The sequence below is a fragment of the Bacteroides stercorirosoris genome (assembly GCF_900142015.1).
Classification (GTDB): domain Bacteria; phylum Bacteroidota; class Bacteroidia; order Bacteroidales; family Bacteroidaceae; genus Bacteroides; species Bacteroides stercorirosoris.
Map to the genome: position 1 here is coordinate 312,657 of NZ_FQZN01000003.1, position 16,167 is coordinate 328,823.

A 16,167-nucleotide genomic window follows, 5' to 3' on the forward strand; every position below is an offset into this window, starting at 1 on the left:
TTGTTCTTGATGAATGGCGGGCGCGGCTACTTGCGAAGGAGCATGGGCAGGTTGCCGTCGGTGACTTCCCAGGTGGTGCCGAAATTCCAAGGGGTGAGGGAGTAGGTGTTGCCGGCGAGAGTTGTGTAGCTATTCGCCCATCTACCCGGTTCCTTCCACCACGAGGCGGCGGGCTTGGCATCGCAATCCGCGCCGTCCGGTTTATCGAGTCCTTTATCTCCGGAAGCGGACAGTGTTGCCGAGGCATAGTTGTTGACTATGTAACCGCCAGTGCTTCCTGTAATACGGTGGATGTAGGTATTCGTCTGCCCATCCTTGCCTGATATATTGCTGTTGAGTGCGGCGCAGTTGGCTATACGGTCGTTGCTATCTCCTGCAATGCCTCCCAAAGAGACGTACTGGGTAGTAGCCGTACTTTCTATCTTTCCGGTGGCATAACAATTAAAGATGCGACCACCGTCATTGTATCCCGCGATGCTTCCGGCATGAAGGATACCCATCTTTCCCGTTGCAGTCACCGTGACGTTGGAGATGCAATCGGTAACGGTGCCGTCGTTATACCCGCAGATTCCTCCCGCGTAGTAATCTGCGTTTTCATCCGTGCCGTTCACCGTTATCTGCCCGTCCACCCGCAGGCGGCGCGCTTCTCCTTGAATCTCGACAAAGAGAGACATAAAGTAACCGCTGGCGTTGTTGAATTGTGCCCGTATGGGCTTCACCCCATTGAGAGTAACGGTATGACCTCCGCCATCGAATGTTCCCGAGAAAGCCCAACCTTGACCGACTCCATAGCCGTAATAGATAGCCTCCCAGTCATCGAGCACCAGGTCGTTGCAGAGGCGGTAATGCTTCTTCCGACTTTCGTCACTCGCCCCGATCTCCTTCATCCCCTTCGCATCCGTGATAAGAATCGGATTGTCTTCGGCAGAGCCGTTGCCCGACCATAGGGCATAGAGGGTGAGGTCTCCGGCAGGCATCGTCAGCGTGCTGCCCGCAGCATAAAACTCGCCGCCGCCTCCGGGCAGGGTGTTCCATCCCACAAAGGTTTTGCCGCTTGGGGGTGTCAGACCGTTGCCGTCGGGCAGGAGTACCGCAGCGCCTTCAAAGACTTTGTCGCCCGCTATCGTGCCGCTGCCGCCGTTGGGGTCGAAGGTCAGGGTGCGGGCTTCCTGCAGGGTGATGTCCTTGCTGCCGCCGCTCGTCCAGTCATCAATATCGGCTTGGCCAACTGTGATGCCGGTGCGCTCCACGGTCACATTAAAGGTATAGGAGGTGGAGGGGGCAAGGGCTTCGCCTGCCGTGCCGGTCGGGAAAGTGAGCGCGGCGCCGAAGGTGGTATCGCCCAGCTTCAGTTGCAGGCGCATGGAGCTTACCGCCTGCGGCCAGAGGATGGCGATGCCTGTGATCCGTCCCCCGGTGGTGGAGGTGGGCAGGTTTTCGAGGTTGGACACCGTGCCTGTGGCTTTGGCTTCACCGGTGGAGGTGTTGAAGGTTCCCTCCGTTGCCAGTTGGGTGAGGGTGTAGGTCAGCCCGCTTGTCGGGAGTGTTGTTCCGGCACCCGCCTTGAAGTTCAGGATGAGGCGGCTCATGCGGTGTGAAAACCGGAAATCGACCTTCGGGTTGCTGCTTTGGGCTGTCTGTTGCGCCCAGAGGTAGTCGATGGCGGGCAGGTTCTCCGGGCTCTGGTCGGCGGCGGTGAGGTTTTTCGTGATGACGCCGTTGTTGCCGGGCTTGGTGCCGTTCGCGCCCTCGTAGGGGTAGTAAGCGGTGAAGGTTGTGGGGGACTTGTCCTGAAAGTAGATGGTGTTGTCTTCGCCCGCCGCACCGGGTACGGGGCTGAACACACTGCCGTCGGTCTTGTAGCGGATATTGACATAGTTTGTCTTCCCCTTCACGGAAGAGGTGGAAATGCCGATACAGTCATCGACATCCCACGCCGTGTCTGCGGCGCGGGAGGACACCACGTTGTCTGCCTTGCCGACAGAAGCGGTGATGATGGCTGCGTTCGAGGTGTTGCCTCCGGGTTCGTTTTCCTCCCCGTTGCATCCTGCGGTCAGGAGGAGGGAGATTGCCGCAACGGAGATGGCGGCAATGTGGCGGATGGATGTGAATGGTTTCATGTGTTATCTGTCTTTTAGAGTTTATAATTCCGATGCTATGAATGTGCTTAGTGTGCCCGGTTTCACCCCGGCTTTGTCGTAAGCCGGGATGAAGGTAGGTAAAGCATTTGAAAGTGAACTCTCAAAATAGGTATTTAAACTCCCAAAATAGGAATCGCTTGTGCCGCAATGAGTTACAATGCACTGTTTCCCCCCTTTGAGATACTGCGGAAATAGCCTGGCGGCATGCCGGTGCGCCCGGCGCTTCCTCTATTGAGTACAAAACACGGGCTGTTTCGTCTCCTCTTTTAGAATATAGTATGTACCAACCGACCCCCTATTCATGAGACAGATTAAACTGATACTTCTCTTAGCTTCCGCCTCCGTCACGGGAGCACTCGCACAGAGCAACGGACTGACGGACATGAGCCGGAGCCGCTACGCCCGGATGGTGAACACCGGCATCGACGCCGTGCACTGGACGGATGGCTTCTGGGCAGAACGTTTCGACGTGTTCAGCCGCACCTCCCTGCAAAGCATGTGGAACACCTGGAACACACCCGACGTCTCCCACGGATTCCGCAACTTCGAGATTGCCGCCGGCATCAGCCAGGGCGAACACTGGGGGCCGCCCTTCCACGACGGCGACATGTATAAATGGATGGAAGGCGTAGCCTCAGTCTATGCCGTCAACAAAGACCCCGAACTGGACAAACTGATGGACCGTTTCATAGCCTGCGTCGTAAAAGCCCAGCGGGCGGACGGATATATCCATACCCCGGTCATCATCGGCGAACTGAACAAAGGCATCGACACCCATGCCCTGCCGGAAGAGACGCACGGGCAAACAGTCATCGGAACCAAGGTGGGTGCCGAAGACGAGAAAGGAGCCTTTGCCAACCGGCTGAACTTTGAAACCTACAACCTGGGACATCTGATGATGGCCGCTATCGTCCACCGCCGTGCCACCGGGAAGACCACCCTTTTTGAGGCAGCCGTCCGTGCCACCGATTTCCTTTGTCATTTCTATGAGACCGCTTCCGCCGAATTGGCCCGTAACGCCATCTGCCCTTCCCATTATATGGGCGTAGTCGAGATGTACCGCGCCACGGGGAATCCGCGTTACCTGGAACTGTCGAAGAATCTGATAGATATCCGGGGAATGGTGGAAAATGGTACGGATGATAATCAGGACCGCATTCCTTTCCGTGAACAATACCGGGCGATGGGGCATGCGGTGCGTGCCAATTACCTGTATGCCGGGGTGGCGGATGTGTATGCCGAAACCGGTGAAGAGCAGTTGATGAAGAATCTGACCCATATCTGGAACGACATCGTCACCCGGAAGATGTACGTGACCGGGGCTTGCGGTGCCCTTTATGACGGGACTTCGCCCGACGGCACCTGCTATGAGCCGGATAGTATTCAGAAGGTACACCAAAGCTATGGCCGCCCTTATCAATTGCCCAATAGCACAGCCCATAATGAAACCTGCGCCAACATCGGCAATATGCTTTTCAACTGGCGCATGCTGGAGGTGACGGGAGATGCCAGGTATGCGGAGATAGTGGAGACATGTCTTTATAACAGCGTTCTGAGTGGTATCAGTCTGGACGGTAAGAAGTACTTCTATACGAATCCGCTCCGCATCAGTGCCGGCCTGCCTTATACACTTCGCTGGCCGAAGGAGCGCACGGAGTATATCAGTTGCTTCTGCTGCCCGCCCAATACGCTGCGTACACTCTGCCAGGCGCAGAACTATGCTTATACACTGGGTGCCGAAGGCATTTATTGCAACTTGTATGGCGCGAATGTATTGACTACAAACTGGAGAGATAAAGGGGAAATTGCTTTGACGCAGAAGACCGCTTATCCCTGGGAGGGCAATGTACGTGTAGAGTTCGACCGGGTGCCCCGCAAGGCCGGTGCGTTCTCCCTTTTCCTCCGCGTGCCGGAGTGGTGCGGGAAGGCCACGCTCACCGTAAATGGAGAGCCGGTTCCGGTTGCCGCAAAAGCAAATACGTATGCGGAAGTAAAACGTACCTGGAAGAAGGGGGATGTGGTAGAGTGGGTGATGGATATGCCTGTCCGCTTGCTTGAGGCCCATCCGCTGGCGGAGGAAATACGCAATCAGGTAGTGGTGAAGCGCGGGCCGCTGGTATATTGCTTGGAGAGTGCGGATATGGCAGGTGGCGAAAGCATTGACAATGTACTGATCCCTGCCGATATCAGACTCGTTCCAAAGAAAGTGACGGTTGCGGGCAGTCCGGTTGTCGCCCTTGAAGGCAAAGCCCGTCTGGTTTCATCCGATTCTTGGGAAGGGGTACTTTACCGGCCTGTCGGTTCCGCCACGAAGACGGTGGATATCCGCTTGATTCCTTATTATGCCTGGGGCAATAGGGGGAAAGGGGAGATGACCGTTTGGATGCCGCTGGGGAGGCCGCTCCTCACCCTTGCGGGGCATGCAGGCGACATCTGGGTTTCCCCACGTGGAAATGACCGGAACGATGGCACCCGCCAATCTCCAAAGGCAACACTGGCCTCCGCCCTGCGTCAGGCACGCGAATGGCGCCGGACAGGAGATAATCATGTGCAGGGAGGCATCACAGTGTATATGGAGGGTGGTACCTATCCTCTCTATGAACCGGTATTCATCCGTCCCGAAGATAGCGGGACGCGGGAATCGCCCACCGTTATCCGTTCCGTTCCGGGCGAGGATGCCGTATTAAGTGGAGGTGTGCCTATCAGAAACTGGAAGAGACAAGGAAAACTATGGGTGGCGGATGTACCGATGTTCAATGGCCGTCCGCTGGATTTCCGCCAACTGTGGGTGGACGGGCGGAAGGCCACACGTGCCCGTGATGTGGAGAACTTCGAGAGGATGCATCGCATTTGCTGTATCGACGAGAAGACTGAGACGCTTTATGTGCCTGCCTCCGCCGTCCGTCAGATTACGGATGGGAAAGGCGCGTTAAAGTCAAGATATGCCGAAATGGTGCTTCACCAGATGTGGTGTGTGGCCAATCTCCGGATTCGTTCAGTACAGGTTTTGGGAGACAGTGCGGCAGTCCGTTTCCATCAGCCCGAGAGTCGTATCCAGTTTGAACATCCCTGGCCGCGCCCCATGGTAACCACCGACGGGCACAATTCAGCTTTCTATCTGACCAATGCACGCGAATTGCTGGATGTTCCGGGAGAGTGGTATCATGATATAGATACCCGTAAACTTTATTATTATCCGCGTGAGGGAGAAGATATGCAATCGGCGGAAGCGGTTGTGCCTGCCATTGAGACATTGGTGCAAGTTGAAGGTACTTTGGATCGCCCGGTTACTAATCTTCGTTTCGAGCGGATCACTTTCTCCCATACCACCTGGATGCGTCCTTCTGCGAAAGGGCACGTCCCCCTTCAGGCCGGCATGTATCTGACGGACGGGTATCGCATCACCCCGAAGATGAAACGGGATTACAGGAATCATCCATTGGATAACCAGGGCTGGCTGGGACGTCCTGCGGCGGCAGTCCGGGTGGCTGCTGCCGGGGTGATAGACTTTGAACGCTGCCGTTTCGAACATCTGGGCTCCACAGGGTTGGATTATGAAGAAGCGGTGCATGGAGGAATCGTCCGTGGTTGCCTTTTCCGTGATATTGCGGGGAATGGCTTATTGGTCGGGAGTTTCTCCCCGGCTGCCCACGAGACACATCTTCCGTATGATCCTGCCGACCGCCGCGAAGTGTGTACACATCAACGAATCGAGAACTGTTATTTTACGGAGACGGGTAACGAAGATTGGGGCTGCCTCGCCATTGCCGCGGGATATGTAAGCGACATCCATATCGTGCACAATGAAATATGCGAAGTGCCCTATAGCGGCATCAGCCTCGGCTGGGGATGGACGCAGACTGTGAATTGCATGAAGAACAATCAGGTTCATGCCAATCTGATCCATCACTATGCGAAGCACATGTACGATGTGGCAGGTATTTATACGTTAGGTTCCCAGCCCAAGACATACGTGACGGAGAATTGTGTGCATAGCATTTATAAGCCGGGTTATGTGCACGACCCCAACCACTGGTTCTATCTCTATACCGATGAAGGTTCGTCTTTCATCACCGTCCGCGATAACTGGACGGAAGGGGAGAAGTATCTGCAAAACGCCAACGGCCCCGGAAATGTGTGGGAGAATAACGGGCCGGGAGTGGATGCGGCAATCCGTGAGCGGGCAGGGCTGGAAGAGGAATATAGAGACTTGAAGAATAAATGATGATTTACCAGCGTAGCGCTGGATCAAGGTTTCCTTTCGGCATACTAATTGACGTGATAGTGCCTGGTAGACTGAAAGCCTTTTATCTTATAGCCCAGGGCAACGCCCTGGGGGATTGCCATGTGTTTCTCTTTGCGCCCTGTAAGGGCATAACAGCCCACATGGGCTTTTGCCCTTACAGGGCGTAAGATTGTGGGATCATCCATTACCCAGGGTGTTACCCTGGGCTGTAAGATAAAAGCCTTACAGGCTTAGGAAATGCACACCGCTAAATCATCATTTGTCCAAACTTCTACAATCATAACTCAAATATATAGTAGCAATGAAGAACAAATGGATAATAACCTTGGCCGCCATGTCATTGGCCGCCTGCACCTCAGCCCAGACCTGGATATGGTATCCGGGCGATTATGAAATATGGTTAGGCAATCAGATGAATAACCGCCGCACGGAGCGCGGTGCCTTTTTCCCTCCTTTCTGGAAGACCGACAGCCACTATGTAGTCGTGGAATTCAGCAAACAACTGAACCTTTCCGAACCGGAAGAGATCTTCATTGCCGCCGAAGGAAAGTATAACGTTAAACTGGATGGGAAACTCCAATTCGGCATGCCGGAAACCTTATTGCTTCCGGCCGGGAAACATAACCTGAATATTAAAGTCTGGAATCAGTCGACTCCTCCTGCCATCTACGTAAAAGGCAAGACCGTAAACTCCGATGCTACCTGGCGCGTGACCTACGAAGACAAGGAATGGATTGACGAAAGCGGCAAAGCCAGTGACACCTCAGCCACCATCTATATGGATGCCGGCTGCTGGAACTTTGACGGAACCACCGAACGCCCTTCCCAATTCCGGCTGATGCGGACACCCCATCAACCCACCTCCCGCACCGTGCAACCCGAAGGGGGAATCCTCTATGATTTCGGAAAAGAAACATTCGGTTACCTCACTCTGAAGAATCTCTCCGGCAAAGGCATCATCGACATCTATTACGGTGAAAGTCCGGAAGAAGCGAAAGACAAGGCATACTGCGAAACACTGGATAAACTGCAACTGGAACCGGGACAAGTCACCGACCTTGCCATCCGCCGGACATCCCCCTTATCCTCTTCCGAAAACGGGCGTACATCCTCTTCCTCTTCCGAAAACGAGTATACCCTGGAGAATAGCAAAGCTTTCCGCTACGTCTACATCACCCACGAACCGGGCGTGCAGATAGGCGAAGTAGCCATGCAATACGAATACCTTCCCGAAGAATATCGTGGAAATTTCCGTTGCAACGACGAAGAGTTGAACCGCATCTGGGAAGTGGGTGCCTACACCATGCACCTCACCACCCGCGAGTTCTTCATCGATGGCATCAAGCGCGACCGTTGGGTGTGGAGCGGAGACGCCATCCAAAGCTATCTGATGAACTACTATCTCTTCTTTGACAGTGAGTCGGTGAAACGCACCATCTGGTTGCTTCGCGGCAAAGATCCCGTGACCAGTCATAGCAATACGATTATGGATTATACATTCTATTGGTTTCTCAGCGTCTACGATTATTACCTGTATAGTGGTGACCGGCAGTTCGTCAATCAACTCTATCCACGTATGCAGACAATGATGGACTATGTATTGGGACGCACCAACCGGAACGGCATGGTCGAAGGTATGTCCGGTGATTGGGTATTTGTAGACTGGGCGGACGGTTATCTGGATAAAAAGGGAGAACTCTCCTTTGAGCAAGTCCTGTTCTGCCGGAGTCTTGAGACAATGGCGCTCTGTGCAGGGTTGGTGGGAGACCGGATCAACCAACAGAAATATGAAAAACTGGCTGCCGCCTTGAAAGCCAAGCTGGAAACGACATTCTGGAATGCCTCGAAACAGGCCCTTGTACATAACCGTATCAATGGCGTTCAGAGTGATGCCGTCACCCGTTATGCCAATATGTTTTCCGTTTTCTTCAACTATCTGAGTCCGGAGAAACAGCAGGCCATCAAACATTCCGTTCTTTTGAATGACAGCATCCTGAAGATCACGACTCCCTATATGCGCTTTTATGAGTTAGAAGCCCTTTGTGCGCTTGGTGAACAAGAAACAGTGATGCAGGAAATGAAAGCGTACTGGGGAGGAATGTTGAAAGAAGGTGCCACTTCCTTTTGGGAAAAATATAATCCGGAGGAAAGCGGTACGCAGCATCTTTCCATGTATGGTCGTCCTTATGGGAAGAGTCTGTGTCATGCCTGGGGAGCAAGTCCTATTTATCTGATCGGCAAATATTACCTGGGAGTGAAACCTGTGAAAGAAGGCTATAAGGAATTCTCTATAACTCCGGTACTGGGAGGTCTGAAATGGATGGAAGGCAGTGTACCTACACCGAACGGAAATATACATATCTATATGGACCGAAGAACGGTTAAGGTACGCGCGACCGAAGGCAAAGGTTATCTGACGATAAAAAGCCGTCGGCAGCCAAAGGCCAATATCGGAACTGTGGAAAAGATTGATGAGAATACCTGGCGCCTCCGGATAGATACTCCGGAAGAGAGAATTGTTACCGGATTGAAGGACTGAGAAGCAGTATGTGAGTACAAACGGGTACTTACTGCGTCTTTTACTATAAACTCTCCTCTTTCCCTTCTTCCGTAGAAAAAGAGAGAGACAGTAATCATAAATAGAAATATGAGAAATATCAGATTATTCATGTTTGCGGCATGTGCACTTCTTTTTGCAGCGTGCGGCAAGCAAACCGTGAAGATTATAACTCCGCCGGATGCGTCGAACCGTATTCTGTTTGGTGCGGAACAGTTACAAACCACTCTGGATAAAGCGGGCTATCAGGTTGTGATGCAACAGGGAGATACTATACTCTCCAACCCGGATGTCCGAACCATCCTACTGACAGAAACCAATGATACGACTTTAAAGAAAGAAGGCTTTCAGATTACAACTGTTGGTAATCTGACGAAAGTATCAGGCAGGGATGGCAGCGGTGTCATCTATGGATGCCGTGAACTGATAGACCGTGTGAGTAGTTCGGAAGGCAAACTGAACTTCCCCGAGAAACTGACGGACGGGCCGGAGATGGTATTGCGTGGTGCTTGCGTAGGATTGCAGAAGATGACTTATCTGCCGGGCCACGGCGTATATGAATATCCTTATACACCGGAGAGTTTTCCCTGGTTTTATGATAAAGAACAATGGATTAAATATCTGGATATGCTGGTTGCTAATCGTATGAACTCACTTTATCTCTGGAACGGGCATCCGTTTGCTTCGTTAGTGAAGTTGGACGACTACCCGTTTGCATTGGAAGTGGACGAGGAGACCTTCAAGAAGAACGAAGAGATGTTCTCTTTCCTCACGGAAGAAGCAGATAAACGTGGTATCTTTGTGATACAAATGTTCTACAATATCATCCTGTCAAAGCCGTTTGCCGAACATTACGGTCTGAGAACACAGGACCGCAACCGTCCTATTACTCCTTTAATTGCGGACTATACCCGTAAGAGCATTGCCGCTTTTATTGAGAAATATCCTAATGTAGGATTGCTTGTTTGCCTGGGTGAAGCCATGTGTACAGTGGAGGATGATGTGGAATGGTTCACAAAGACAATTATTCCCGGAGTAAAGGATGGATTACAGGCACTTGGACGTACAGATGAGCCGCCTCTCTTGTTGCGTGCACACGATACGGACTGTAAATTAGTGATGGATGCCGCCCTGCCACTCTATAAGAATCTTTATACCATGCATAAGTATAACGGTGAATCACTGACCACTTATGAGCCTCGCGGCCCCTGGGCAAAGATACATACGGATTTGAGCTCACTCGGTTCTATACATATCAGTAATGTTCATATTCTGGCGAATCTGGAACCTTTCCGTTGGGGTTCTCCCGATTTTGTGCAACGCGCAGTGACAGCCATGCACGATGTTCATGGTGCGAACGCTCTGCATCTTTATCCGCAGGCTTCTTACTGGGATTGGCCATACACCGCCGACAAATTACCGGACGGCAAGCGGGAATTTCAGCTTGACCGTGACTGGATATGGTATCAGACCTGGGGACGATATGCATGGAACTGTCGTCGTGATCGTTCGCAGGAAATTGATTACTGGAATCATCAGTTAGCCAAATTCTATGGTATATCTGATGAGAAGGCTGCATCTATTCGTGAGGCGTATGAAGAAAGCGGTGAGATTGCACCGAAGCTACTGCGTCGTTTCGGCATCACGGAAGGAAATCGCCAGACATTGTTGCTGGGCATGTTTATGAGCCAGCTTGTCAATCCATACAAATACACCATCTATCCGGGATTCTATGAAAGTTGCGGACCGGAAGGCGAGAAACTGATAGAATATGTGGAAAAGGAATGGAAAAAGCAATCTCATGCAGGTGAGTTGCCCTTGGATATCATAGCACAGGCCATAGAGCATGGAGATAAAGCAGTAGCCGCCATTGATAAGGCAGCGAATTCCGTATCTGCCAATAAAGATGAGTTCGCACGTTTGCAGAATGATATGCATTGTTATCGCGAGTTTGCCTACGCGTTTAATCTGAAAGTGAAAGCTGCCAAACTGGTATTGGATTATCAGTGGGGGAAAGATTTGAAGAATCTGGAAAATGCCATCCCTCTGATGGAGCAGAGTCTGGAACATTATTGTAAGTTAGTGGAACTTACAGATGCGCATTATCTGTATGCCAACAGTATGCAGACAGCTCAACGCCGTATTCCTATAGGTGGAGACGGCGGCAACAATAAGACTTGGAAAGAATTGCTGGTACATTACGAAAAGGAACTGGAGAATTTCAAGGCAAACCTTGCCCTGCTGGAGGAAAAGCAAACAGGAAAAGCAACTGCTGAATCGGTGGATATTCCGGCCTGGACTTCCGCTGGCGTGAAAATTCTATCCGGTTATCCGACCGTTAAATTAAGTGAGGGCGCTTCCCTGTTTACTAATCTGCCGGGAAAGATAGAAGCCATGGCTCCTGAACTGGAAGGATTGAAAGCATTTCGTTTCAATGCCAATGAGCAGCGTGAAAAGGGAACAAGTATTACTTTTGAAACGGATGCGCCGGTAAAATTGCTGGTTGCCTATTTCAAGGATGACCAGAAGAAATATGCCAAAGCACCGAAACTTGAGATTGACGCTTCGGCTAATGATTACGGTCAGGCCGAACCGATATTGACGAATGCTGTTCGTATCAGTGGAATGCCACTGGCCAATGTACATGCATATAGTTTTCAGGCAGGCAAGCATACGCTGATGTTGCCGAAAGGATATCTTCAGGTTCTGGGATTTACGGATGCGGATATGAAAGCCCGTAATGCAGGATTGGCCGGAGACGAAGAAACAATGGATTGGTTGTTTTATTAATACTGAATCATGAGAAAACTATCACTGACACTCTTTTGCATGATATCTGTTTGGTCCGTTTTTGCTCAGCGTGATGTTGCGCAGGAGCGGATGGAACAGATTTTCGAAGAAGCAAAAACACCCTATAAATATGGACTGGTAGTTGCCCCGGAGGACAACCACCATAAAATAGATTGCCCTACGGTCTTCCGTCAGGGAGACAAATGGCTGATGACCTATGTTGTTTATAACGGTAAAGGAGGGACAGACGGCCGTGGTTATGAAACCTGGCTGGCGGAAAGTGATAATTTGCTTGAGTGGCGCACATTGGGGCGGGTTCTCTCGTACCGGGATGGTGAATGGGATTGCAATCAAAGAGGAGGATTTCCTGCCCTGCCGGATATGGAGTGGGGAGGAAGCTATGAACTTCAGACTTATAAGGACCGTCATTGGATGACTTACATCGGTGGAGAAGGAACGGGGTACGAGGCTGTGAAGGCACCGCTTTTTGTCGGTCTGGCATGGACGAAAGGAGATTTGTCTACTGCACACGAGTGGGAGTCTCTGAATAAGCCCATTCTGAGTATCCATGACAAGGATGCCCAATGGTGGGAAAAGCTGACTCAATATAAGAGTACCGTCTATTGGGATAAGGATAAGACGTTGGGTGCTCCCTTTGTTATGTTCTATAATGCGGGAGGCCGCCATCCGGAAACAGACCTGAAGGGAGAACGTGTAGGGATAGCCCTTTCCAAAGATATGAAAACCTGGAAACGTTATCCCGGGAATCCCGTCTTTGCGCACGAAGCCGATGGAACCATCACAGGAGATGCCCATATACAGAAGATGGGAGATGTGTATGTGATGTTCTACTTCTCAGCATTTGAACCCTCACGGAGATACAAGGCTTTCAATACTTTTGCTGCCAGCTATGACTTGGTGCACTGGACCGACTGGACCGGAGAAGACCTTATTATTCCCTCTAAAAACTATGATGAACTGTTTGCCCATAAAAGTTATGTGGTAAAGCATGATGGAGTGGTCTATCACTTCTATTGTGCGGTTAATAATGCGGAACAACGGGGGATTGCGGTTGCTACCAGTAAACCGATGGGACGTTCTGCCGTCCGTTTCCCAAAACCGGAGACGAAGAACCGTCGTATGCTGACCGAACTGAATGAAGATTGGAAAACATGGCTGATTGATCATTCACGACCGGCAAATACTAATTCATTGCAGCGTGATAATGCAATCAATTGTCAACTGCCTCACAACTGGGATGATTACTATGGTTATCGTCAGCTCACTCATGGCAATCTGCATGGCACTGCTATGTATGTGAAAGATTTTACTTTGGACGATTACCAATCCCGGAAGCGCTACTTTCTTCGTTTCGAAGGAGTAGGCACTTATGCCACGATTCAGCTGAACGGTCAGGATTTTGGACGGCATCCCGTAGGACGCACCACATTGACCTTGGATGTGACCGATGCATTGAGGCAAGGTAGCAATCATCTGGAAGTAAAAGCTGAGCACCCGGAAATGATTGCCGATATGCCTTGGGTGTGTGGCGGCTGTTCTTCGGAATGGGGATTCAGTGAGGGCTCGCAACCCTTGGGAATCTTCCGGCCTGTGGTGTTGGAAGTTACGGATGAAATCCGTATCGAACCTTTCGGGGTACACATATGGAATGATGAGAAAGCAGCTAATGTATTTGTCGATACGGAGGTTAAGAACTATGGCGGGACTACGGAAACGATTGAAGTGGTCAATAAATTGAGCAATGCGGATGGAAAGCAAGTGTTCCGTCTGGCCAGGAAAGTGACATTGGCACCGGGAGAGATGAAGGTGGTTCGCCAGCACTCTCCTGTAGAGAATCCGGTGTTGTGGAGCACGGACAATCCTTATCTGTATAAACTGGCAAGCATGATTAAGCGGGATGCGAAGACTACGGATGAGATATCGACTCCTTTCGGTATCCGTACCATCAGCTGGCCGGTGAAACGGAATGACGGAGACGGACGTTTCTATTTGAATGGAAAGCCTGTCTTTATCAATGGAGTTTGCGAGTACGAGCATCAGTTCGGACAAAGCCATGCATTCAGCAGGGAGCAGGTAGCTGCAAGGGTAAAGCAGATATGTGCGGCAGGCTTTAACGGTTTCCGTGACGCCCATCAGCCCCATCATCTCGATTATCAGAAATACTGGGATGAAAAAGGTATTTTGTTCTGGACGCAATTCTCCGCACATGTATGGTATGACACACCGGAATTCCGGGAGAACTTCAAGAAGCTGCTCCGCCAATGGGTGAAAGAACGTCGCAATTCCCCCTCAGTAGTGATGTGGGGATTGCAGAATGAAAGTACATTGCCCCGTGAATTTGCACAGGAATGTAGTGAGATTATCCGGGAGATGGATCCAACGGCGCGTACGATGCGTGTCATCACTACCTGTAATGGTGGAGAAGGAACCGACTGGAATGTAATCCAGAACTGGAGCGGCACGTATGGGGGAGATGTTACCGAATATGGAAAAGAACTCTCCCGGAAGAACCAACTGCTGAACGGAGAATATGGTGCATGGAGAAGCATCGGATTGCATACGGAACCCGGAGAGTTTGAGGTGAACGGAGTATGGAGTGAAGACCGCATGTGCCGGCTGATGGAGACTAAAATCCGTCTGGCAGAGCAGGTAAGAGATAGTGTTTGCGGACAATTCCAATGGATATACAGCAGTCATGACAATCCCGGACGCCGCCAGCCGGATGAGGCTTACCGGAGGATAGATAAAGTAGGGCCATTCAACTATAAAGGATTGGTAACTCCGTGGGAAGAGCCGCTGGATGTATATTACATGTATCGTGCCAACTATGTTCCGGCAGCCAAAGATCCTATGGTTTACCTTGTATCACATACCTGGACGGATCGTTTTGAGAAGGGGCGTCGCCGGGCTACCGTCGAGGCTTACAGTAATTGCGATTCTGTATTGCTCTATAACGATATGTCTGATGGGAAAGTCACTTTCCTCGGACGGAAGAAAAATAATGGAATAGGAACTCACTTCGTGTGGGAGAACCGGGATATCCGCTACAATGTACTTCGTGCAGTAGGTTATTACAAAGGAAAACCTGTTGCGGAAGATATAATCATTCTGGAAGGATTAGAGCAGGCGCCTCGCTTTGATGCGCTTTATCAGGAAGCAAAGCCTGTACTGAAGGGAGAGGAGGGATATAATTACCTGTATCGCATCAATTGCGGTGGAGATGAATATACGGATAGTTTCGGGCAACTCTGGTCACAGGATAACCTGGGGTATTCCCGCTCATGGGCTGCAAATTTTGAAGGTCTGAATCCTTATCTTGCCAGCCAGCGTACGACGTCTGATCCGATACGTGGCACGCGTGACTGGACGTTATTCCAGTCCTTCCGCTTTGGCCGTCACCAGTTGGAATATCGTTTTCCTGTAGCCGACGGAACCTATCGTATCGAACTCTACTTTACAGAGCCCTGGCATGGTACGGGAGGAAGTGCTTCTACCGATTGTGAAGGTTTGCGCATATTTGATGTAATGGTGAACGACTCCCTCGTCTTGGATGATCTGGATGTATGGGCTGAAAGCGGTCATGACGGTGCATGTAAAAAAGTTGTATGCGTTACGGTAAAGGGGGAAGGCATTCTGAAGATATACTTCCCCGAAGTGAAGGCCGGACAGGCGTTGATTTCCGGGATTGCAATCGCTTCGACGAATCGGGAACCGAGACTGGAACCGAAGTCTACACCACTCCCGGCAACCGATTGGAGTTGGGAGAAGGCCGGCAGGGACCGGTTGGAAAAGACACCTAAAGAGATGCTCCCGGAAGATAAAAACGCTCGTACCAGTGTGGCGTATGAGGCTGAGACGGCTTTTGTAAAAGGTGCTTTTACGAAGAAAGAGCATCGTAAGCAGACGGGTATCTTCTTCGGAAAGGGAAGTAGGAACAGCATCGAGTGGAGTGTTTCTACCGGATTGGCCCAAATCTACGCTCTCCGGTTTAAGTATATGAATACAGCGGGCAAGCCGTTGCCTGTACGCATGCAGTTCATCGACTCCAAAGGTGTGACGTTGAAAGATGATATCCTTACTTTCCCTGAGACGCCCGATAAGTGGAAGATGATGAGTACCACTACCGGAACATTCATCAATGCGGGCTATTATAAAGTGCTGCTTTCGGCGGAAGATATGGAGGGATTGGCGTTTGACGCATTGGATATTCAGTAAAGTGATTAGGGTTTAGTGATAAGTGATCAGCGCCATTCGGAAAAGAAAGGAGGTAAAAGCTAATTGATATTTTAGACACGGATTTCACGGATTACACTGTTGCAGTATATAAAAACAACAGTGTAATCCGTGAAATCCGTGTCTAAAATATATTCATAACCTGTCCGAAAAGCATCAATTCGCCTAACCACTTCAAT

At 50.8% G+C, this 16,167-nt stretch carries 7 protein-coding genes and 1 pseudogene; 5 read left to right on the plus strand and 3 right to left on the minus strand.

All coding sequences use genetic code 11. The features are described 5' to 3' along the window. Positions 1-26: 26 nt before the first annotated feature. Positions 27-1,250: an InlB B-repeat-containing protein gene (locus BUC01_RS25785; protein ID WP_243462764.1), complete on the minus strand. Its 1,224-nt coding sequence runs from the start codon at positions 1,248-1,250 to the stop codon at positions 27-29. A gap of 12 nt (positions 1,251-1,262) precedes the next feature. Further along, positions 1,263-1,964, minus strand: a pseudogene (locus BUC01_RS25790) (fimbrillin family protein); the annotation flags it as partial. Between BUC01_RS25790 and BUC01_RS25795 the strand changes: the two are divergent. After that, a complete protein-coding gene (locus tag BUC01_RS25795; protein WP_244895729.1) occupies positions 1,909-2,202 on the plus strand; it encodes a hypothetical protein in 294 nt (97 codons plus the stop codon). The pseudogene BUC01_RS25790 and the gene BUC01_RS25795 sit on opposite strands and share 56 nt — an antisense overlap. Before the next feature lie 240 nt (positions 2,203-2,442). Next, entirely contained in the window at positions 2,443-6,366 is a 3,924-nt protein-coding gene (locus BUC01_RS25800; RefSeq protein WP_073312793.1) for an aceric acid hydrolase, read from the plus strand. Between the two features lie 44 nt (positions 6,367-6,410). On the opposite strand, the gene BUC01_RS25395 is transcribed toward BUC01_RS25800, so the two are convergent. Then, complete coding sequence (locus BUC01_RS25395) at positions 6,411-6,572, minus strand: hypothetical protein (protein ID WP_175560860.1); 162 nt, start codon at positions 6,570-6,572, stop codon at positions 6,411-6,413. A gap of 116 nt (positions 6,573-6,688) precedes the next feature. Here BUC01_RS25395 and BUC01_RS04165 point away from each other — a divergent pair, with 116 nt between their 5' ends. The 3 genes from BUC01_RS04165 to BUC01_RS04175 all read left to right on the plus strand — a co-directional run bounded on the left by BUC01_RS04165 (position 6,689) and on the right by BUC01_RS04175 (position 15,970). Continuing rightward, complete coding sequence (locus BUC01_RS04165; RefSeq protein WP_073312797.1) at positions 6,689-8,926, plus strand: alpha-L-rhamnosidase-related protein; 2,238 nt, start codon at positions 6,689-6,691, stop codon at positions 8,924-8,926. Between the two features lie 108 nt (positions 8,927-9,034). Beyond that, the gene (locus BUC01_RS04170; protein WP_025834798.1) at positions 9,035-11,734 is read left to right on the plus strand and encodes an alpha-d-galacturonidase; all 2,700 of its coding nucleotides are present in this window, start codon (positions 9,035-9,037) and stop codon (positions 11,732-11,734) included. A 9-nt stretch (positions 11,735-11,743) separates the two neighbouring features. Further along, on the plus strand, positions 11,744-15,970 hold the full coding sequence (locus BUC01_RS04175) for a beta-d-glucuronidase/beta-L-arabinofuranosidase (protein ID WP_073312799.1): 4,227 nt from the start codon (positions 11,744-11,746) through the stop codon (positions 15,968-15,970). Positions 15,971-16,167 lie beyond the last annotated feature (197 nt).

Coding starts and splice junctions, on each gene's coding strand:
- BUC01_RS25795 (WP_244895729.1), top strand. CDS start 1,909: ATGCCGATACAGTCATCGACATCCCACGCCGTGTCTGCGGCGCGGGAG.
- BUC01_RS25800 (WP_073312793.1), top strand. CDS start 2,443: ATGAGACAGATTAAACTGATACTTCTCTTAGCTTCCGCCTCCGTCACG.
- BUC01_RS25395 (WP_175560860.1), bottom strand. CDS start 6,572: ATGGATGATCCCACAATCTTACGCCCTGTAAGGGCAAAAGCCCATGTG.
- BUC01_RS04165 (WP_073312797.1), top strand. CDS start 6,689: ATGAAGAACAAATGGATAATAACCTTGGCCGCCATGTCATTGGCCGCC.
- BUC01_RS04170 (WP_025834798.1), top strand. CDS start 9,035: ATGAGAAATATCAGATTATTCATGTTTGCGGCATGTGCACTTCTTTTT.
- BUC01_RS04175 (WP_073312799.1), top strand. CDS start 11,744: ATGAGAAAACTATCACTGACACTCTTTTGCATGATATCTGTTTGGTCC.